Genomic DNA, 21,709 nt, shown 5'->3' on the forward strand with positions numbered 1-21,709 from the left:
TGTGCACCACTATTTTCCGAAACTGTGCATTGTTATTTGCCGAAGTTGTGCACTGCTGTTTGCCGAAATTGAGTATTGCTATTTTCCGAAACTGTGTACGCGTAGTTGCCGATTTCTGTGTATTGTTAATTGCCAATCACATTTATTGCTTTATAATAACTTTCCTCAAAGGTTTTTTCAAAATTTTGAAGAATATAGTTATTCGTCTGCTGATTTCTCAGAAACATCGAAGTTATCCATGCAATAATCCTATACCGATCAAAGTAGTTGATATTGCTCACTTTGTCCTGTACAAGCGCTTTGTAAATAACAGGATATTCTCTGTCGAAAGTTTTTGCAAATAAATGTTCAACCGCAGGGTTGTTTTTTTCGCCAGGCCTGGCAATTGAATATATTTCGTTTGTCAGACATATATTAGATAACCCCACTATTTTAATGGCACTAAAAAAATTACTCTTAGCTAGCATATGAATTTTATAAGTCCCTCTGTCAGAAAAGCCAAACTTTCTCAAATAAGCTCGGGGTACGAAATGCATCCTTCTGAAATCCCTCATACAGTATTTTATCTTAAAAATACTGAAGTTTCAGATGAAGAAAATGGCCAAGTCTGGCCGAAAGAGAATTTATCTTGAGTAGCCAAAAAATCAGCATGAAAAGTAGTTATAAGCATGAAAGATCTTGTGATAAACAAAATGGAATTGATGCGAGTAGCAAGACTGAACGAACGAACAAAGCTTAGTGTATTCTGTATCAGATTATTGCCGGTGACATGAAAAGCAGTTCACCTTTTTGTTCACGGGTAAATGATGAGCTGCGTAAGTAAATTTATTGAGTGCAAATTAGTCCTTTTTAAGATTTTGCATTACTCAGTTGTCATGTTTTTGCCCGAAAAAAATAAACACAAAAATTAAATTTAAACGTATCAGGAAATTATGGCCACTTCCCGCACACATACTTTAAGTTTATTTTCGAAATATATTTCTAGGGTAGTGTAGGGACTAAAAAAGGAAATTTCTTCGCGATAAAAAATATTTTGAGGCTGGCTTACAGGTTGAATTTCTTTTAAAATAAGCAATTCAAGCCGTAAAATCTTTGGGTCGAACTGTTCTTTTAGTTTGGCCAGAAACGCACGGGAAGTGTTATTTGTATTCACTTTTGTTGTGACATAGAAAGTCGAATTAACTTTTCCATTTAGTCGGTTGAGCTTGATCCAGGCAAAACATTTGGTTATTGAAATCTGCTCCATACCTGTTTTTGTTGAACAAATATGGTGATTTGCATTTGCCGCTACGATACCAAATAGTTTGTATTTATTCTTGACATAGTGCTATTAAAGCGCGGATACCGGGCATAAAAAAATATGCCCCTCCCTTTACTTTTACAAATTGCGGTAGACTGGAAGTCTTTTTGCGGTAAGGTTTATCCTGTACTGTAAACGTTCTTAGCTGGTATTTACTTTCCAGGAATGGAAACCCTACAAGAGGGTCAACATCATTTTCCAGTCCATCAAATTTCTTATTATTACACCAAGTGTTTTGAATAAATTCAAATTGACGGTTGATTTGGGCATTCAGGCAAATAAAGTAAAGTCCTCTCCTACTATCATTATTAACCTTGGGTAGATCAATACTTTCAGCATTGACAAACAAGTATTCTCCAAAGCTTCTGGCTCGTCGAAGTATCATATGCTTTTTAGTCATTTCCAGCGAAAGTGCCGGATCATCATCAATACTATCTCGGGGATTACTTCGCCTGATATGTGCACCGATTGGACATTTAAATCCATCCTTATCATCCTGAGCATAGAGAAAATTGGCTTTGGGATCGATGGCAGCGTCTGGATCGAGCGTCTTTGTTAGTGGCTTTCCATTTCGCCATCGTCCCACCATTTTTGATGCCATTAACTCAAGTGACATATTGCTAAAATAAACATTGGTTTGTTTTAATTCATTCATGTAGTTCCAGAAACCATGGACATCCTGTTGGAGTTCCCTGAAAACCATGTAGGTGCCGTTTTTGCCAATGTCTATCTCCGAACTATCTTTCATGAGTAGCCGGGGACTATCTGGCAGTTTGTTATATTCATTTTCGTATCCTAAAATAAATTCACCAGGCATGATGACATCGTGCTGATCAGAGGTGGAAGCGATATTTTTTCTTTCGGATTTCATGCCTTTTATTAAAGGATTTGTCAGACCATCTTCAAATCCAAAATGTTCTTTTGTTCCTGTATTGCCGGTGTCAAGTCTTATTACTTTTGTGACACCGGTGGCCGCCATCCTTTGCAGGAGAGCCTGGTATTTTGTTTCTAGAACATTGTCGGTGCTTGCAAATAACATTATAACGGCATCGACAAGCTTTTTTGTTGGTCCTCCCCAGTTCCAATCCGAAGGGTCATTGGTGTCAATATCGCCCAAGATGCGGCTACGGTTTTCATCACAAAGCCCTTCTGAAAATTCGCTGGAAAAAGGTTCCTTAATGTCTAAGTCTTCCGTTAATTTTTTTATTCCCAGATTGGTGAATGCTAATTGAACCGCTAGTTCAGTTGGCTTGCTGCTAGCGACAGTAATTTCTATTGTCAATTGTTTGAAAAATAATTTTGCCTCAGAAATATTAGTAAATTGAATCATTACATAACAAGCTTTTTCCAGGTTGTTGTAGGATCTTACAATAAATCCCTGTATGTCCTCAAGTTCTAATGTCATAAAATAGAAGTTTATAAAAGTTTAAACCAATTTGCGACAGCCTTTTCGTCCATTTTTTGAAATAATCCAACCGCAATGTGATAATTCCGCCAGATGTTTTTTACTGTTTGTTGCTCGTGAGCGCTATACCAAACCTGCGTTTTTATTTGATATTTCCTGACCCATTTTTTAAATTTCTCTTCATCGTTGGCACCATCGATAGCGAGGAAACGGGTAGGTGGGAAATTGACTGTGTTGCTCCAGACAGCCGTGAGGCCAGTGGCAGCTCTATCAACAAAATCACTCAGATAGTTTTCCCAACTACCATCAAAATTGCTCAGAAACAAAAGGCGATTACCCCGATCAATAATAGTCCAGCCAGCAAAATGAATCGAACTTATTCCGCCTAAATAACCCATCGTATAACTATACTTTGCTAAAGTCTGAACGTAAAACAGCACGCTATTGAGCAGGAAGGCTCTAAACGAACCTGGCGAAATTTCAACCAGGTGTGAAAGCTGGTTTTGAGGAAAGAGATCTTCCTGTACTGCTAATTGTTCAACATGGGTTCTGCTTACTTGATGAACAAAGGCCGATGCGGCTGGAAATGATTGATCCTGATCGTGAATCTCCAGGTAACGCAATCTGAACACTAATCCGATTAGCAACAATATTATGCCAATCAACAACAGCCAACTAATAAAACCCGCTACAATAAGTAATACTATGAAGGGTAATGCTAGTATTATCCGTATGATTTGCACATTGATTTGCGGTAGTTTGACGGCCACTATCTCTTCGCAGGGAATACTGTTTTTGACATGTGTCATTATCTTATCCTTTAATTCCAGCAGATCAATATCGTAACTAAAGTTGTCATTTAAGTACTGTTGAATACAATCGTATATTTTCTGCCCTATTATGATACTGGCAGCCGACTGTACCTGGTGTCCCCGGTAAAAGGCGTTGGTTTTTTTAGCATGATCCATTATGAAGTTTCTAACGGCTTCTTTTTTACCGATCGTTTTGTCAAAATCAGTGCAGCAGGAAAATATGTCAACAAACCATTGAAGAATTGGCGGATAGGTAATTTTCAACAAGTGATCTTCAAGTGATTCATCATGACTGCATGAATATAATAACTGATTCGGTATTGTTTTTTTTCCTGAAAATTCACGGCCAGGCAGGATAAGAAAACGTAAAAAATGTACACCCTTAACCAGCCTTAAGGGAGAATTAATCATCGTTATATTTTGCAATTGTTCAAGTAAACCTTCTAGCCTCTTGTATTCAATATCCAAAATTGCGGCAATAACGACTAAGCCATTTTGTTCAATTGGTTTTTCCATAATATTTTAAAGATTATGTTCAATGGCAAATTTTACTAGGGCCGCTGTTTTTTTAACTTCCAGTTTGGCCATAATATTTTTTCTGTGTGTTTCAACTGTATATATGCTTAAAAATAATTTATCGGCAATTTGTTGATTGGTTAAGTTTTGTTTGATGCAGCGAATAACTTCGAGTTCTCGTTTTGAAATTTTGTATCGTTGCAAAAACGCATCCTGTATATCCAAAGAAACCGGTTTTTTGTCTTGCTCTTCAATAAATACAGTGCCACCTCCATGAACAATTTTAATGGCGTTCAGCAAATCATCTTTACTACATGTTTTATGGAGATAACCCTTTGCCCCCAGGGATTTAACTTCATTAACCAAATGACCCTGGTCGTGGGAAGAAAGAACAATTATTTTGAAATTTCTATTCAACTGATAAATAAATTTCAATGTCTCAATGCCATTTATTTTAGGCATGTCAAGATCCATGAGGATAATATCGGGCGATTTTTTAGGGAGAATTTCGAGCAGTTCCTTTCCATTTTCAGCAGTTTCGACAATTCGAACCAACGGTTCCTCTTTCAATAAACTAACCAGGGAATTTAAAAAAATAACATGATCGTCGACAATGATGAGTTGAATGGGTTCCATACTATTCAGATTTAATAAACGGCAATGTAATGACGATTGAAGTGCCATATTGACCAGAATCGATGTTTATTGTCCCCTGCATAAAATTTACGCGCGATTGAATACTTCTTAATCCAAACCCACCTAAAGTGCCTGGGTCAAAGCCCTTGCCATCGTCTTCTGCAATAATTTGCAGATTGAATTCCGAATAAATAAGCTGGATGGTGGCTTCCTTTGCTTCGGCATGGCGGATGATATTATTGGTTATTTCCATGATAATTCGGTAAATAACTAACTCATCGTGCTTATTGAAGTACTCGCTTTTCCCGGAGACATAAAAATTAAATTTTAAATTGTTTTGACTATTCAAATGATCATAAAAGGAAGAGAGCAGCTGGGTAAGTTTCGTTGATTCAAATTCAGGAGGCATCAAATTATGTGCAATATTCCTCGTGCTAAGGGAAAGCCGGTCCATCATTTGCAATACTACTGGTCGTTTATCAGCTGTTAGCGGCAAAGTTCCTAGTGTTATTTTAATTGCCGCGATCATGCTGCCCACTTCATCGTGCAAGTCATGCGCGATTCTTTTTTGTTCGGATTCCTGAACGGAAAGAAGTTGATTGCTGAAGTCTCGCTGTTGTGTTGCGATTCTAAGCGTAAGTTCCTGATGTTTATTTTTGTAAAAATTACTGCTATATATCAATGCAAATGCCAGAATAACAATTTCCAATGCAAACCCAATCGGAACATAGAGATAGGATGGTATTAATGAACTGCCGACACCTAATGCATGGATAATATACAAAATGGCTGAAGCAAAAACGCTCAGCAACGCAATACCATATAAATATGCGGGGCGATACCCATCTGAGATACGGCGCAGTATTCCGGTAATCTGTAGCAACCAGGAACCGAGTACTGTTATCAATCCAAAATAATAGACAAATGTGCGGAGGCTGATATTGTCAGAATAATTAAAACCTACAATAATTAATGCTAATTCGATTAAAATAATTCCTAGCCAAATCTTCGATATCATGAAAATACGCGGATGACTTTTTTTGAGAAAGAGGAAATTTCCCATAAAAAGTAGCATGAAAAAATTAATCATTAAGCCATATACAATAGGGGTAATCGTTGCCAACGCAGGCCAGTGTGGATAAAACCATTCAAAATCCAGGTCTCCATCTGCAATAAAAAAAAGGCAATAGCTCAATACGTAGAGACTATACCATAAGTAAACACGTTCCCTGGTTAATACTAAAGTCAGTAAACCGAATAACACGACGAAAGAAAGCCAACCAGAAAAAAAAGCATAAAACAGGTAGATATTTTTTTCCTCTTGCCTGCTTATTGCTTCATCTGCCAGTCTAAAAGGAATGTAAAAACCTGTTCCTTTCATGTCTATACGGTAGAGAACGACTACTTTTTGAAAAGCTTTGAGATGAAGTGGTGCATAAAAATATCGGTGATGCATGGGTCTGCTGTAAAAATCAAAATGATCACCTGTTATAAAATGTTGCAAAGTTTTTCCGGTTGCAATATCAATGAACCAGCAAGAAAGAGTAAATATGCCACCATTGTTTATTCCAATTTCCAGTTTTCGTAACGAATCACGGGTGTTTTGTATCGGTAATGCCAACCAGTATACATCCCTGACTTGTCCGAGATTTACTTCATTGTTTGGACTAGTTATCGATTGAAACTCATTGGACAGAAATTTTTCATAGGCTTTTTCGGCAGACAATTGCATACTGTCTTCCTTCAAAATTTTCACATTGCCATCTACGGAGTATGTTGCTGCCCTGTTGATCATGACTTGAGCAAGGAGTTCTCCATGGATGCCTAGGCATATCACTAAAAGCAATGGCGCACATTTCATATGAAGTTACTCCCGAGATTAAATGGAAATACAAATTAGTTGGTATTGTTTTCACTAAGGGGATCTCCTCAACTTTAGTTAAGATGAAGGTATAAAGTCAAAAAATAAAGATGTTTCTCTTTCTAAATTAAACAATTCATGAGAATAATTAAAATTGATTAGATGAAACAAGGACGTTTGTAGGATGTTGAGTCTAAGGGGAAACTATTCTATAAGATTGCGAACAGGTCGGGCACCATCTTCTTTATAGCTGATGGAGCACTGAATTTGTCGGGTATATATCAGCGATGATGACACTAAAGAATGAATGAAACATTCCTATTAATTTATCTAAAGCTAATTGCGCGTAAGTCATGCAGATTCGCCCATTCTACTCTATATCGTCACAGCCACCACGCCTTTCCTGAATTTCCATTTGCATTTCTTTAAATGCCAGATTCCCAAAGGCTGTCGTGCTGCGATCGTATTGCTTCCCGTGTTGGAAAGCAGTAGTTAAAACACCCACTTCAATTTTGGAAATAATATCCGCGAAATGGCATGCCAAATATTTGCTTTAGATTTACATAACAAACATCTATCCATTTAAAAGCTATGGAACTAACTGAAAAGGAGACACGTTATGTTCGTCTTATAATAGAGGAATTTAAGGCGATGCTGGTTAAAAAGTATGGAGGAAAGAAAATGTTGCGTCCGCTACATCCCAAGATGCATGGATGTGTCAGCGCAAAGTTTATAGTTAATAATGATATAGACGAATCACTAAGATCCGGCATTTTCAACACTGCACGAACCTTTGAGGCCGTCATTAGGTTTTCAAATTCGAGCACATCAATCCAATCTGACAAAAAAAAAGATGTTCGTGGGATGGCCATTAAATTACTAGATGAGGAACACAACGAGAACTTTCAGGATTTTATTTTAATCAACCACAGCCGTTTCATTACAGCAGAACTTTGTCAATATTATAAAATTGTAAAAGCTATCGCGCGTGGAGGTTTATATTTTTTATTATTTGTCTTAAACCCGTTCAATTTTCGTGCATTATTGAGATTGATAAATTCAAGTATCAAATGCGAGAATGTTTTAGGCATTCCATATTTTAGTGCTTCACCATATATGCTCGGTGAAGAACACATTGCAAAGTATGCTGTTCGTCCAACAACCGTTTTCAAAAACGATGATAACAAATCACTGTCTGATTCTTATTTGAAGGAACGTCTTGCAAAACATCTAATGCAATATGATGCCAGCTATGATTTTCTTGTCCAGGTTTACACAAATAGTAAATTAACACCGGTAGAAGATGTCACTGTGGAGTGGGACGCTCCATTTGTCAAACTAGCTACTATTCTCATACCAAAACAGGATCTAAACATTCCGGAGGAGTCATCATGTGAACAGCTTTACACGTTTGCTCCCTGGCATTGCCTGCCTGAACATCAACCTCTTGGAAAAATTAACTTCGTCAGGAAAGTTATTTATGATGAATTGGCAAAATTCAGGCTTCGCTCCTGATAAGTTCACAATATGAATAGCCGTTTTAGTATTTTACCCCATCATTTAGTCATGCATTTATTTAATGTAAATCAACTGAATCAAATTAAAAACGGTTAAGTTGATTTTACGTATTGATGACATTTTATTCGCATGAAAAATATCAACGCGGATTAGTAATATTCTACACTTTATTTCAATGACAAGCACCCCAAGCGTATAGATTTATCAGCTTCAAAATCTTCGAATTTCAATGATCAGCAGCCGCTTTTAATATTGCGTCTAATGCGCCGTCAAAACGAATGATTGAGCGTATTCGGCGACAAGCGCCTTAAGTAATTACATGATGTACAAGATGGAAATTGATTTTCACCGATACCGGTCTGCAATCTTTACAAATACTCAATTTCTTATTTCTTAAAGGCTAAATACAAACAAATTGGTATTGGAAAAGTATGCGTATTCATAGCAAATTTGGTTATACAAGTAATTAAGAAAAAAGAAACCTACTTGACATCAACATTTTTTAACGCTTAAACTCAATTGACATGAACAGCAAACGTTCTACATTGATTCTCTCCCTTATTATTTGCTTGACTTCCTGTGTAAAAACTGACCCGGGTGCAAAAAAAAATACAGACAAAGGTGTCTATGAAGTCTGCATTGATTATGGTTGTGCCGATCCAAAAAAGACAACTAATTGCGAAGACGCAATTGGCTTCATTATGGACAACCCAGGTGTGGGTGCCAAGCAAATTCATGTGCAGGGAAAGTTTCCCGATAATTCTGCAATCAGTCTTGATCTTCTTTGGGACGGAAATCCATCTCAAACTACTTTTTCACTGAATGAAGATAAGGTTGGCATTGGTAATTGGGGAGCGGGAGCTTACTTTCCTGTTTTTGGCTCAGTACAACAATACAATACAGCTGATGGTGGCACGGGAACTGCTACAGTAACGTCATATGATGATGCCAATCAACGTATCAGTGGAACTTTTTCATTCAAGGGCAAATATTTTGATGGAACAAGCTTTCAGAATACGTACAAAGAATTCTCAGGTTCATTTATTAATATACCTATAATCGATCCAAACAATCCACAATCTCTCCCATGCGCAGGTGGCACTGGTATAGGAACCGGAACAGGCACTGGTACTGGCACCGGTACCGGCGGTGGTACTGGCGGTGGCGTAACAACAACATCGGTGATCTACAAGAATACGACATTCACTGATATCAATATTACGGTAGCTGGTACGCAAAAATTAATAACCCCGGGTAATAGTGCCAGTTTCTCCGGCAATGCCAATTTAAATTTCACAGGCAGTGCCAGCACCTCCGGTAAAACATCTAATGGCGCACAAGTCGGCGGTCTATTTACATGGAATCTTGATGGAAATTTTCCGGCAACCGGAAGCAAAAGCATCGACCTGAATATAGCAAAGGAATATTTCTTTTTAAAAATAATTAACCAGTCTAATAAGACCTTCAATAAAATATATACGAATTATGGGTTAACAGCACAGACAGCAGAAAATTTAAACATTCCCAGTGACGGAAAATTGTACAATTTGGGATATTATAAAGCATTCACCAACTCCAACGTCAGGGCTGAAAGTGGCACTAATTCCTGGTCATGGAATTCTCTTGCACTTCAATTTGTAGTTAACCAGGCAGTTACCGTGACAGCTAATCCCTAATTTTTACTAATCAGACATTGCTCATGCCTGAGATCGTCTTGAGTTTTAATGAATAGGATAAACTCTTTTTACAAAACCATCATTTTATGCACCCCAATTTTCTATAAAATCGGTAATTCTTCCGCCCGATAATTTGAATAGAAATATCTGGAAAGCAGAGCGAAATATGTCCCTTGAAACTTTTTTGAAGGAATTAATAACTAGTTCTAAAAATCCGTAGAAATGCTTGAATTTATTAGGAGTTTGTACGGCTGTGGAGTTGTTCCTATTACTCGATTATTATTCTAGAAATCAACGAAAGCATTTTTTCGCTATCCACTCCTTTTTCATTTGAGAATTCATCATAGCTATCGAACAATACAAACGAGAAATTCTGTAACCCCTTGATCAACTTAGAGCCCTACCGTTTCCTTCTCTTCATTTTTCTAATTTCTACAATTTTAATCGTACTCTTTCGGTACCAATCGAACTAGATACTAAATTCAATTTGCATTGTTGCTGAAAAGACTTTGGGTAGCCTTTATTAATCAATATTACTGTTAGGCCAATGATGGTCGTCAAAGTGTTGATAATGACAACTGCAAATAAAATTTATGCCTCTAATATTGCTCCTGACAAATTGCCGCCAGGGGCAAAGCATCTGCCTTTATTTTTTAACTCCCTAAACCTTTTTATCATGAGTTATTTAATAGATCAGCGTTTGTCATGTTGGATTTAACACTAACCAGCCAACAACCTTGCAACTTCTACTTAAACTTCCTCGGACAAAAATGATGTTCTGCCGATAATTCCAGATAGAACTTATTAGAGATTAATCTATGAACTAATAAATATTATATGTTTAATAATGTAGCGCTTGACGTTTTTATAGGGCTGGTTTTCGTTTTCTTACTATACAGCCTTCTTGCAACAATTATCCAAGAAATGATTGCTACACGACTTGCCTTAAGGGCAAAGGTTTTGGAAAAGGCAATCATACGAATGTTGGAAGATATCCAAACTGATAACCGGAGACCTTTTGGCGATCGGATAGATGGATCCCTCCATCTTCTCGGTTTAAAAAATCTACTTAAAAAAGGAAAAATAGCACCCTGGTTTTATGCGCACCCACTAATAAAATATTTTGGGGAAGATAATTATTATAGCAAGCCTGCCTACCTGGATGCCAGCAATTTTTCTAAAGTGATTATTGATTTGCTAAAAGATTTCAATTTGCCGGAGTCGCAGACAGTTCAATCTATCCATAATTCCATTATGAATGGCATTATCCATAAGCTTCCTATAAATATTTCAAATGTCAAATCAGACAAATTGAACCCGGCCATTAAAGTATTGCGTGATCAGAACGCAAGCCTACCTGGTCCAAATGTGTTGGCTACGGAAACAGTTTTATTAAATGCAAATACAGCCCTTTTTATAAGATCGCTTTGGCAGGATTCGGGGGCAGATCTAAATGTCTTCAGATCGAAACTCGAGAATTGGTTTAATGATACCATGGATCGTGCCACTGGATGGTATAAAAAGTATACACGGATGGTGCTCTTGATTATAGGAGTTATTGTGGCTTATGTCTTTAATGTGGATAGCATTGCTATTCACAGAATTTTGTCGACTAATAAAGTTGCGAGAGAACAATTGGTTCAGATGGCTATTGCCAATAAAGACAACCTGAATCCCGATAAGTTCAAAAGTAGTAATGATTCTATTTTGAACGTTACTTATAAAATGGTAGCTAAAGATGCCAGCGATGCCAATGATATTTTGGGGCTAGGCACCTCCTGGAAGGATTCCTGTAAAATATGTAAGATTAAACTGGGTTGTCAAGAGAAAAAAACGGCTGCAAAAATAAAATTGGATTCTTTAATAAAAGTAAAAACCCACCTGGGCGCCTTACTGCTGGAGGCGGATATCATCATTAAAGAAAAACAGTTTATTGATTCGTTGTTGATGGCAAATCATTTTGCAGATACTTCCCTGCCTGTGAAGTTACGCCTTAATATGTTGACTATAAAGTCACGGGTAAATGATAGTCTGATGAAATTATATCCCACACAAGGTTTAAGCGAAATAGACCCATTAAATACTCTTTTGACACGTTGCCCTTTGATACAAGACTCAAAAGTCTTTCAATACAGTCCCAATCAAAAAGGTGGTATGGAAACGCTCTTGGGATGGCTCATCACCGCACTCGCCATTACATTAGGTGCTCCATTCTGGTTTGACCTTTTAAGTAAAGTAATAAAGCTGAGAGGCACGGGCCCCGTTGCAACTCCTGGAGACGATAATACGCAGAAGACAAAATACACCACTACCTCACCCGCCTCTGCGATAAATGTTACTGTTAACCCTAATCCAGGCGAGGAGGCTGTAGGATGAATATGGCACAACTAAAAGTAATCGTAAACAAGCTAAACCGCCGTGGTGCTCCTATAGCAGACTTCGTTGATAAGTCCAATTTAAAAGGTACGGTGGCAAAGGGATACACTTTTGTCAGCGAAAAACAAATTATAAATAAGCTTGGCTCCTGGTATATGGACAGAGATGGATATTACTATTGGGGCGGCGGATTAATTGTGCTTGATCCTTCAATATTTGTAACTGAAAGTACTTCTTCCACAATAGTCACCCCTGGAAAAGCCACCATCCCTCTGCCTTCAAGTGCTCTCCAAGAGTTACCGCTAAGCCAGGTAAAGTGTAAACTCACAGCGGACTGGTTGGATAATCATTTTGGCGATAAATGCGAGGCAATAGTAGAAGGTTCGCCATTTACAAAAGAACTTTTATATGCGATAGCCTGCCAAGAAACAGCTATTTATTTTTATGATTGGACCAAAGACCATACCCCGGCGGAGGTATTAGCCCGCTGTGTTTTTGATGCATCAGGAGATGTAAATGGCACACGAAAAGCATTCCCAAAAAACACAGCTGCTTTTGTTGAAAAATACGGGCAGCAACTTGCAGACATGCTGATTGATGAAGCCAATAAAACAAGGGCTATGAGAGGCTTCGGGCCTAAAAGATGGGTATATGCGGGCTATGGAATTTTTCAATATGATATCCAGGCGATCAACAGAGATGAAGCATTTTTCACACAAAAACAGTGGTACAATATCGATGACTGCCTGACCAAAGTAATGCAAGAACTAAATACTAAATGGAAAGCACATCCTAATGATCTTTTCCAGACAATAAGGGCCTATAATGGTAGTGGTCCCAGGGCAGAAAACTATGCCAATAATGTTCTTCAGTTTCTCGCTTGGATAAACAACAAAACATAAAATCATAATTAAATTTCTTGAAATGGAACAATTAAAAGTAATAGCAAACAAGCTAAATATCCGGACAAGTCCTGTTTTGAATTTTACTGATAAGCATAATATAATAGGCGTATTACACAAGGATTCAGTATTTGAGAGCGTAAGTGAGATTACGAATGAATTGGGAATATGGCATGTGGATAGAGATGGGAATTGGGCCTCGGAGAAGTGGTTGGATAATTTGTCAAAAGCAGACATCTCGATTCCTGAGTGGATGACAACTCTAAAAATTCCTCAACTATGGGAATATGCCACAGGGAAAAATGTAGGCGTTGCCGTAATTGACACTGGAATTGATTTTGAAAACGCAGAACTGCCTTATGACAAGAGCAAAACCTTTGTCTTTAGCAATGTTGTATCCCTTCAAGACACACAAGGTCACGGCACCCACTGTTCAGGATTAATAGGTGCTAGAAATAGAAATAAAAAGATAATTGGTACAGCTCCTAGCTGTAATCTTTTCATATGTAAAATCGCTGGAGGCTCGAATTTAGAAGAATCCGAAACAATACGGTATGCTGATGCGATTAATTGGTGTGCAGATCAAGAGGAAATTCATGTTATATCTATCAGCTGGGGTTCCTTTATAAACCGGAAAGATATTCTCGAAAAAATTCAGCAAGCTATTGACAACGCCGTAAATAAAAAGAAAATAGTTGTTTGCGCTATTGGAGATGCTACTCAATTTAATGATCCAGGTCCCTTATATCCAGCTGCTTTACTAAATACTATAAGTATAGGGTCAGTTCCAATCAAAAATATCCTATATCCTTATATAAATTCAAGTTTACTAACAATTGTTGATGGACTAAATATACCCTCATATAGTATAAACGGAGAAATCCTGCAATTGACAGGTACTAGTCAATCAAATGCGATCGTTGCAGGTATTGTTGCCTTAATAATTGAAAAGAAAAATTTTAGTTATGACATAGGTGATATAAGAAGAATATTATTAGGCGCATCAGCATTACGACCCTTTGAAAATCTCCAGCTGCCTGTGCTAAACGGTGATTTATTATTAACCTATTTTAAAAACCCTTCTATATGAAAAATATATTTGTCATAGCGCTATGTCTATCATGTTTCGCGACCAAAATCGTTGGACAACGTATTGCATATTATGATGCTATTTATTTAAAATTTCTTGCCGATAGTAATCAAGGCAAGTTTAAAATATCAGCCGTAAACAGGAATATTTTTAATTATTACTTTGGGCCTAATCACAACGACTCTGAACTTACAGCCCTGATAAAAGCAAATCCTTTCCTCAAGGCTTACTTCGAGGGCCCTGGAATACAATCCATTCCTAAGGGATTTTCTGTTCCCAGTCTAGCACAATCTATTGGCGGTCTCGATGTTACCAATATTGCTGATGGTCTTGCAAAATTCCTAATCAAACGGGGCAAAGAAGAATTAAACATTGCCTTCTTTCAGCGCATGAAAGATTTTTTGAAAAAAAATGATGAAGCCAAAACCTTATTCCCGTCCACGGCTGCATTTCTCGACAAAATTGAATCTTATCGATATTCAGAATTGCTCCATTCGCTGCGAGAAGTTTTTTATAAGGATATCAGCAACCTAATCATCAATCTGAATTTATTAATCGATTTGCCCAAATACCAAAAACTATTAAAAGCCTTGCCCGAGATAAGAGTAGCCATTCGATCAGCTAAAATTATCAGCGAGCTTTCTCAAAGTGAGTCAACATCAACACACCCTGCTAACTTAATTTCCCGGTTTGCGGAACTTAAAGAATGGGGTGAAATGAATATCAATCTTCAAAGCTCCTGGGAGGTTTTAAATCGAATTTCGGAAAGTGTACGTGAAAAAGCGCCTGAAATATACGATACTACAGTGATAAAAATTTCAAGAGTTGTGAGCACGATTAGTCCGGGAGATTTCATCACAGATACAGTGAAATTGACGGCGGGATATTATAGTATAAAACGAGTAAATGTTGGTTCAGATACTGCTTTAAAATTTGAAACGATTGACTCATTAATAATAAAATCCAGGACTGATAAATTGGCTACTAAAAAGAAGGCATGGATAAAGTTTAGTGATTTCCACGATAATATTTTAGGTGACACTATTACTCTGCAGATTTTTCTTGGATTGCTTTACCAAAGAATGGATAGTGTCACTTTCAGAAATGCGAAAGGACAATATACCTCTGTTCAGGACTTCATGAGAGAAAATAAGGATGATATTTTAAAGATCGCTGATCTTGTAGAGAATTTTTTGGTTCTGGCAAACGATGTTGAGCAATCAATTAAAGAGATCAGGGAAAAAAAAGGAAGTCTTACAAACGATGATTACTACAGATACATACAAAAAGCGATTGATGTAACTGAGTATGGATTTAAGGTAGCAAATGTAATCAAGCCGGGTATTGCAGATGATCGGTATATATCTATGGCAAAAAATGCCAATGATCTGTATAAAAACATTTATACAAAAAGCTATAACGCTGCGGTGATGAATGCCTACCTAATTCTGGAAGAAGTATTGGTTAAAACCGATCAGGCCAGAAAAGATAAAAAGAAATTCTATGACTCTTTAAGAGTTGATTCCTTGTTCATCAAGTATACATCAACTCAAACAACAAAAATTATAGATAGCACCGCATTTCGGGCTAATGATAGCAATTTAACAAACACCAAATTACTAGAGCAGGATTCGTTGGAAGACCGCTCAACAACTGTTGAACGCATCCTGAGATATGGTAATATGATAGCAAGTATAGTTAAATCCGAAACTTCAGAAGAGGCCGAAGCTGCTATAGAAGCGGCAGTACTCCCGGCAGGAAGTTCTTCCATTAAGAAAAATAGTTGCTTTAATATTTCATTAAATGCTTACATAGGCGGCTATATCAATAATAACGCAAATAACACTGATAAAATTGATGGCAATAATTCAACGGTTGGAGTAACGTCACCGATAGGAATTGCCTTTAGTTGGGGACTAGGGCACTATCGCAATGGAAATAACATAGGGTCTTTGAGCATTTATGGGACCCTAATCGATGTTGGCGCAATTGTAGGATACCGGTTAAGTAACGACAGTACAGCATTAGAACAAAAAATAACTATTGATGACATATTCACGCCAGGTGGGTACTTGGTTTATGGACTTGGGTTACCATTTAGAGGACTTTCATACATACCATTGTCAGTAGGATATGGATTTCAATATGGTTCTAAATTATATCAAAAAAAGGACGACGGAAAACTCGCAGAATCAGAACACTCAAGATGGAGGAGCAATTGGTTTGTTGCCATTGATATTCCATTGGTTAACTTTTGGACAAAAAATTATAGAAAGAAAAAATAGAATATGTACCAACATAGAAGTGCAAAGTTGTAACTGCGATTATTGATCTCCGTTACTAATCCTAAAAGCGATCATTTTAATCCACCTGGACTTAAACAGCTGATACCAGCTACCAATGTAATTGATTGTATGCAGGTATCAATCCCTTAACACTCGAAAAAACTTCGAACAATGAATGCCATCAAAGATTTAACAGCCCGGGCAATTTCATTTATTACTGCGATTCAAACCACCCTATTAAAGGGAGCCATCGCCGATGGCAAAAAAGACCAATCTATTAGCATTTTGACGCTTTCACGGGAAGATCTAGAAGCAACACTGGTTTTGTACGCAACAAAAGAAGAAGCTGCACAAGCGATAGACCCCGATAAATCTCCAGGAAATAGCAGTTCCAAAAATCGGGAAAAAATTTACGCTATCCCTTTAAATAAAAGGGAGGAAGATGGATTTGCTGTAAAAGCCATTGAACTCATCTGGATGAGCAAGAAAAAAGTTGACCAGAAATACATGGTGAAATGGTCCGTTACCTATGCGATTTTTTTGGCTGGGAACCTGGTGAAATGGATAAATGACAACCGGAAATATTGGATTGCCAATATGCAGGAAATTAATGGCAATTATCCTTCGCCTTTTATGTGGCGGGAAGCCATTAGTAAAATATTATATGCTGATGCTGATCAACGCGTAGAATTGGCCAAGGCATTAGAATACTTACCGATGCAGGTAGTATTGGCGCTCGGTGCAGGAAGGTACACTGCATACCGTGAAAGAATTCTGCAATCATGGGATATGAAACCGGAAGTGCAAGCTACCCTGCTGGATCAAGAGGAAATGAAATGGATCAATCAATTTAAAGAAACATTTACACATGATGTAAATCCTGAAACGTTGCTCCGCAATACCAACGCATTGTACAACCAACTTATCCAAGCATTAGTACCTCTATCATTTGAACAGATTTTTGATATGGAGCTTAAAGAGATTCAGTTAAACCGTGAACGACGAATGAAGGAAGAGATAGTAGCAAAGCGCGATACCGAAGCACCAGGAAATGCGATTAAAGAGGTGAGCGCATATGATCCGTTTGAAAGAGCAGAACAAATGAGCGGCCTCACTGCACTGGCTTTTTCTGGGGGGGGCATTCGCTCTGCAACCTTTAATCTCGGGATACTACAAGGATTGGCTAGCAAGAACCTTATCAAGAAATTCGACTACCTGTCAACGGTATCCGGTGGAGGATACATAGGCAGCTGGCTCGCTGCTTGGATTAAAAGAGATGGCTCGTTGGTAAAAGTTACCAATCGGTTGTGTACAGACTTGTCACCAGATCCATCTGGTGAAGAATTGCGGCCTATAAAATGGTTGCGTATGTTCAGCAATTACTTTTCTCCCAATACCAGCATTATGTCCGCCGACGCCTGGACTGTAGGCGTAACCTGGCTAAGAAATACTTTACTCAACCAAACCATTATCTTCCTATCGCTACTGTCACTATTATTTTTAGGAAACCTGCTTTTTATAGGATGGTCTGACATCGCTCGTCAAACTATTTCTTCAAACACGTGGCAGGTCTTTTTTTATAGTTTGATAACACTAGCGCCTGTTTCATTACTGGCAGGCTTGGGTATGCAAGCCTACCACAGCCAGGGCATAAGATGGCTGAAAATAAGAAAACAGGATACCATAAGGATCAATAAAATACTCCTGTTAATTGCCTTTGTGAGTGCCTATGTTATCGCTGCATGGCTGTCCTCCGATTGGGCACATGATGATATCAAATGCTTAACCTTTAGGAGTAAAGTTTTAGCCTTATGGCCGGCAGCTCTTGTCAACTTCGGTTCATTAATGATAGTAGCGGTACTCGGAAAATATGCAGTTTTTATTCAGGACTTATTAAGGAAACTTAAGTTTAGCAAAATCCTGGCCTGGACGATGCTGATCATCACTGCTGCGATAACAGCGGCGGTGAGTTGGATATGTCTGGCTGCTGCCTGGGCATTGATGCAAAAGATTGACAACATAACTGTGACGTATTTCACCCGTTATCATATGGAATTAAAATTTATTTTGGGATTCCCCCTGGTGCTGGAAGTATTCAGCATTACCCTGGTTGCCAGGATGGGACTGCTGGGAAGGTATTTCCCGGATGAAAGAAGGGAGTGGTGGGGCAGAATGGGCGCTTATATACACCGTACATCTTTTTTGTGGTTATTGATTGCATCTGCGGCGCTGCTGGGAAAGGACTTTATCTTGTATGTATTTATGAAAAGTCCCTTTGCAAGTACTGCTGTGACTGGAGGATGGGCAGCTATGATCTTTTCTGCTGTAAAAGCTGCATTCAGCAGTAAAGTATCAGGAGAGAAGAAGTCAGCCTCCACCCTATCGTCATTGGTAAATGTTTTGGCATTGATTGGCCCATATCTTTTTGCACTCGGGTTGCTGATCTTTTTACCAGGACTAATCACACCTATCTATAACTTGGTATACTACAAAGTTTTTCATAACACTGTGATGTACGATAATTTCAATGAATTCTATATTATTTGCATCATTGCATTTTGTTTTGTAATAGCCCTGTTATTATCCATGCAGGTAGGTGTCAATGAATTCTCCATGCATCATTTTTACCGCAATCGGCTGGTACGTGCCTACCTGGGCGCAACAAGAAGGGCGACTGACCGTCAAAAGTCTTCCAATCCATTTACTGGTTTTGATCTGCGAGATGATGAGAAACTGGCGAACATGAAAAACAAGTATGGGTATTATGGTCCCTTCCCTATTCTAAATGCGACACTCAATGCCTCACAGGTGACTGACCTCGATCGTCAGGACCGTAAAGCAGAATCATTCGTTTTCACGCCGTACCATTGCGGCTTCGATTTTAGTATGTTGAAAGCGGGAGGCGATTTAAAGGTAAAGTCATATGATTATGCATACCGGCAAACAAAAGACTATGCTTTTAGCGATCGTGGACCAACCATTGGGACAGCCATGGCAATATCTGGGGCTTCTGTCAACCCTAACCAAGGCTATCATTCCTCGGCAGCAACGGCATTCTTACTGACTGTGTTTAATGTGCAAATGGGTTGGTGGATGGGAAATCCCCGCAAAAGTACTTGGCAAAGATCGGAACCGAGGTTTGGGCTGGGCTATATTTTCAACAACTTGGTCGGAAAGACCAATACCAGGAGCGATTATGTTGCACTCTCAGACGGGGGACATTTTGATAATATGGGTTTGTATGAATTAATAAGGCGCAAATGCAGGTACATTATTTTATGTGATGGAGAACAAGATGGTGAATTCACTTGTGAGGGATTTGCCAATGCGATCAGGAAATGCAGGATTGATTTTGGAGTTGATATCAGCATTGACATATCAAAGATAGTCACCCGGAAAGATGGTAAATTTTCTGAGTGCCACTACGCTCTGGGTGATATCAAGTATACCGGGAATGTCCAACCCGGAAAATTATTGTATATCAAATCTTCGATCGTAGAAAAGGATTTTCCTGTGGACGTAATGGAATATGCGAAAAAAAATAGTTCTTTTCCGCATCAGACAACTGCTGACCAATTCTTTAATGAAGAACAATTTGAGAGTTACAGAAAGTTGGGTTTGTGGATAGCCGATAAAGCCTTTAATGATAAGATACTTGCTCAGTTAAAATTATAATGATTGCTTACAATACACTAAATGTTGTTAGTTAAAGAACTCTGTAATAGAGTGAAGAAAAATGATATCATTTAATAAAGCCAGCTAAATAAATATTTCAATATCATGTATTGAAACATTTTGACAGTTGGAGTAAAGACATAAAATAACACCAAAATTCGGTACCCTTCAGACTAATAATGGACTTCAATCGGAAAAGTTGTCCTCTTTCTATTTATCATGGCTAAAAAATTAATAAAATGTGTAAAGCAACTTTGGATTACTTGGAAACGGCACTTAAAATTGTTGCGCTTGTTTCAGCTGCTGGTTTTTTTGGCTGGAAAATAATCGCAGGCTGGCTAATTGTAAACTTAGAAATTTCTATCGAAACAACCCGACAAGCCATAGACGATACAAACGACTTGTTAGCAATTAAGTTATTATTAAAAAAAGGAAATACAGATGCACTATGGTTAAAGGATATTGCCATAAAAGTTCAAGATACCGAGGGTAATATGGAAGTTAAACATATTATCAGATTTGATGAATACAAAAGCTTGTCCATTAATAAAGCATCGCAAATCGTTTGGGGTTCAAATATTAAAAGTAGAAAATTTACGATTGCGCCAGGTGAAGTATTTCATTTTGCAAAAATAGAGAAGGTGTCATTTGACAAGCCCCTTATTATTGAAGCCGCAGTTTTTGGTAAACGAGCCTTCTGGTGGAAGGGTTTTCAATGGCGTGCATCTGTTGCATCATTGCTTATAGAAAAAAGGTCAGTTCCCGAAAATACTCAAGGAAAATAACGTGTACATAGCTCAGATATTAGTGCATACAAAGTAATATGCAATGGTCATCAGCGATGGTATGGATAGCGGTGAAACGCAAAAACTATTTTTGGCGAGCTGTGATAGCGCTACATGAACATTAGAGGGATTGTCACACTGATATTTTACGCTGGTATGATAAAAAAGCGCCACCCGGAGATGACGCCGAACACACATATATTCTTATCTCGAAATCGAATTCGTAGCCTATTGGTTAATTAAATAAACATGTTATAAATACTTGCAGTTTCGAATATGATAATTAAATTAGTAATTAAACCTTATAATATGCAACCCATAAAAAACGAAAAGCTAATCAAGGATCTGACTTATAAAGCAGATTGCTGGTTAAGGATGAGCAACCGTTATGCAGCCATTCATTGGAGTGTTGGTTGTCTTGGAATTTTATCTTCGGCATTGGCAGCCAGCACCATTTTTCATCCAACGGTTACTACGGTATTCTCTATTATTTCTACAATATGTATTGGCATTATCGGTTTTGTAAATGCCCAGCAAAAAGGTGATCACTTCCTACGGGGTTTCCGAATCTTGGAGCCCGCGGTTAAAAAATATGAATTTTCCGACATGACAGAAGCGCAATTACTTGACATCAATGAAAAACTGGAAGGCAGTTTGAATGAAGCAACTTTCGATTCACCGAGAACCACTTCACCCAAACCCTCAACAGCTCCATAATATATCCTCATCGAAATTAAATACACATCTCGGAAACGTTCATAAACTTCCAAGAACTAAATAAAGCACCACCTGAAGATGACGCCGAACACACATGTATATTATTGGCCTAATGTAAAGATGGGTCGACCGTGCGATGATGCCGTGAGGTAAAA

Annotated in this window: 15 protein-coding genes and 1 pseudogene; 9 read left to right on the forward strand and 7 right to left on the reverse strand. The window is 38.0% G+C overall.

The annotated features are described in order from the left end of the window. Positions 1–125 precede the first annotated feature (125 nt). From VK664_RS20645 to VK664_RS20675, 7 genes and pseudogenes are all read right to left on the reverse strand, one after another. A complete protein-coding gene (locus tag VK664_RS20645; protein WP_461400598.1) occupies positions 126–554 on the reverse strand; it encodes a DUF4238 domain-containing protein in 429 nt (142 codons plus the stop codon). 368 nt (positions 555–922) lie between these two features. Further along, on the reverse strand, positions 923–1,246 hold the full coding sequence (locus VK664_RS20650) for a hypothetical protein (protein WP_461400599.1): 324 nt from the start codon (positions 1,244–1,246) through the stop codon (positions 923–925). A 64-nt stretch (positions 1,247–1,310) separates the two neighbouring features. Further along, positions 1,311–2,705, reverse strand: coding sequence for a Dyp-type peroxidase (locus VK664_RS20655; protein ID WP_461400600.1), 1,395 nt, complete (start codon positions 2,703–2,705; stop codon positions 1,311–1,313). A gap of 11 nt (positions 2,706–2,716) precedes the next feature. Beyond that, complete coding sequence (locus VK664_RS20660; RefSeq protein WP_461400601.1) at positions 2,717–4,033, reverse strand: hypothetical protein; 1,317 nt, start codon at positions 4,031–4,033, stop codon at positions 2,717–2,719. Between the two features lie 6 nt (positions 4,034–4,039). Beyond that, positions 4,040–4,717, reverse strand: a complete 678-nt coding sequence (locus VK664_RS20665; RefSeq protein ID WP_461400602.1) for a response regulator — start codon at positions 4,715–4,717, stop codon at positions 4,040–4,042. Next, the gene (locus VK664_RS20670; protein ID WP_461400667.1) at positions 4,671–6,050 is read right to left on the reverse strand and encodes a sensor histidine kinase; all 1,380 of its coding nucleotides are present in this window, start codon (positions 6,048–6,050) and stop codon (positions 4,671–4,673) included. The genes VK664_RS20665 and VK664_RS20670 overlap by 47 nt, the downstream gene beginning before the upstream one ends. 3 nt (positions 6,051–6,053) lie before the next feature. After that, positions 6,054–6,530, reverse strand: a pseudogene (locus VK664_RS20675) (7TMR-DISMED2 domain-containing protein); the annotation flags it as partial. A gap of 591 nt (positions 6,531–7,121) precedes the next feature. Between VK664_RS20675 and VK664_RS20680 the strand changes: the two are divergent. The 9 genes from VK664_RS20680 (at position 7,122) to VK664_RS20720 (ending at position 21,554) form a co-directional block, all read left to right on the forward strand. After that, positions 7,122–8,045 (forward strand): catalase family protein, encoded by a 924-nt coding sequence (locus VK664_RS20680; protein WP_461400603.1) that lies wholly within the window; start codon positions 7,122–7,124, stop codon positions 8,043–8,045. A 527-nt stretch (positions 8,046–8,572) separates the two neighbouring features. Next, the gene (locus tag VK664_RS20685; RefSeq protein ID WP_461400604.1) at positions 8,573–9,724 is read left to right on the forward strand and encodes a hypothetical protein; all 1,152 of its coding nucleotides are present in this window, start codon (positions 8,573–8,575) and stop codon (positions 9,722–9,724) included. An 837-nt stretch (positions 9,725–10,561) separates the two neighbouring features. After that, positions 10,562–12,100 carry a hypothetical protein gene (locus VK664_RS20690; RefSeq protein ID WP_461400605.1) on the forward strand — a complete coding sequence of 513 codons (1,539 nt, stop codon included), beginning with the start codon at positions 10,562–10,564 and terminating at the stop codon, positions 12,098–12,100. 2 nt (positions 12,101–12,102) lie between these two features. Continuing rightward, entirely contained in the window at positions 12,103–13,002 is a 900-nt protein-coding gene (locus VK664_RS20695; protein WP_461400606.1) for a hypothetical protein, read from the forward strand. 22 nt (positions 13,003–13,024) lie between these two features. Continuing rightward, entirely contained in the window at positions 13,025–14,092 is a 1,068-nt protein-coding gene (locus tag VK664_RS20700; protein ID WP_461400607.1) for a S8 family peptidase, read from the forward strand. Beyond that, positions 14,089–16,377 (forward strand): hypothetical protein, encoded by a 2,289-nt coding sequence (locus VK664_RS20705; RefSeq protein ID WP_461400608.1) that lies wholly within the window; start codon positions 14,089–14,091, stop codon positions 16,375–16,377. Before VK664_RS20700 ends, VK664_RS20705 begins: the two co-directional genes overlap by 4 nt. 171 nt (positions 16,378–16,548) lie before the next feature. After that, positions 16,549–20,052: a patatin-like phospholipase family protein gene (locus VK664_RS20710; protein ID WP_461400609.1), complete on the forward strand. Its 3,504-nt coding sequence runs from the start codon at positions 16,549–16,551 to the stop codon at positions 20,050–20,052. Between the two features lie 239 nt (positions 20,053–20,291). Beyond that, complete coding sequence (locus VK664_RS20715) at positions 20,292–20,837, forward strand: hypothetical protein (protein WP_461400610.1); 546 nt, start codon at positions 20,292–20,294, stop codon at positions 20,835–20,837. Between the two features lie 309 nt (positions 20,838–21,146). Continuing rightward, entirely contained in the window at positions 21,147–21,554 is a 408-nt protein-coding gene (locus VK664_RS20720; RefSeq protein WP_461400611.1) for a hypothetical protein, read from the forward strand. Positions 21,555–21,709 lie beyond the last annotated feature (155 nt).

Source organism: Flavitalea sp. (assembly GCF_035489435.1).
GTDB lineage: Bacteria > Bacteroidota > Bacteroidia > Chitinophagales > Chitinophagaceae > DATHKG01.

Bases quoted from the DNA above. Each gene is read 5' to 3' on its own strand.
- VK664_RS20695 (WP_461400606.1), top strand. From the start codon at position 12,103: ATGGCACAACTAAAAGTAATCGTAAACAAGCTAAACCGCCGTGGTGCT.
- VK664_RS20715 (WP_461400610.1), top strand. From the start codon at position 20,292: ATGTGTAAAGCAACTTTGGATTACTTGGAAACGGCACTTAAAATTGTT.
- VK664_RS20665 (WP_461400602.1), bottom strand. From the start codon at position 4,717: ATGGCACTTCAATCGTCATTACATTGCCGTTTATTAAATCTGAATAGT.
- VK664_RS20680 (WP_461400603.1), top strand. From the start codon at position 7,122: ATGGAACTAACTGAAAAGGAGACACGTTATGTTCGTCTTATAATAGAG.
- VK664_RS20655 (WP_461400600.1), bottom strand. From the start codon at position 2,705: ATGACATTAGAACTTGAGGACATACAGGGATTTATTGTAAGATCCTAC.
- VK664_RS20660 (WP_461400601.1), bottom strand. From the start codon at position 4,033: ATGGAAAAACCAATTGAACAAAATGGCTTAGTCGTTATTGCCGCAATT.
- VK664_RS20645 (WP_461400598.1), bottom strand. From the start codon at position 554: ATGAGGGATTTCAGAAGGATGCATTTCGTACCCCGAGCTTATTTGAGA.
- VK664_RS20670 (WP_461400667.1), bottom strand. From the start codon at position 6,050: ATGAAAGGAACAGGTTTTTACATTCCTTTTAGACTGGCAGATGAAGCA.
- VK664_RS20705 (WP_461400608.1), top strand. From the start codon at position 14,089: ATGAAAAATATATTTGTCATAGCGCTATGTCTATCATGTTTCGCGACC.
- VK664_RS20685 (WP_461400604.1), top strand. From the start codon at position 8,573: ATGAACAGCAAACGTTCTACATTGATTCTCTCCCTTATTATTTGCTTG.
- VK664_RS20650 (WP_461400599.1), bottom strand. From the start codon at position 1,246: ATGGAGCAGATTTCAATAACCAAATGTTTTGCCTGGATCAAGCTCAAC.
- VK664_RS20710 (WP_461400609.1), top strand. From the start codon at position 16,549: ATGAATGCCATCAAAGATTTAACAGCCCGGGCAATTTCATTTATTACT.
- VK664_RS20720 (WP_461400611.1), top strand. From the start codon at position 21,147: ATGCAACCCATAAAAAACGAAAAGCTAATCAAGGATCTGACTTATAAA.
- VK664_RS20690 (WP_461400605.1), top strand. From the start codon at position 10,562: ATGTTTAATAATGTAGCGCTTGACGTTTTTATAGGGCTGGTTTTCGTT.
- VK664_RS20700 (WP_461400607.1), top strand. From the start codon at position 13,025: ATGGAACAATTAAAAGTAATAGCAAACAAGCTAAATATCCGGACAAGT.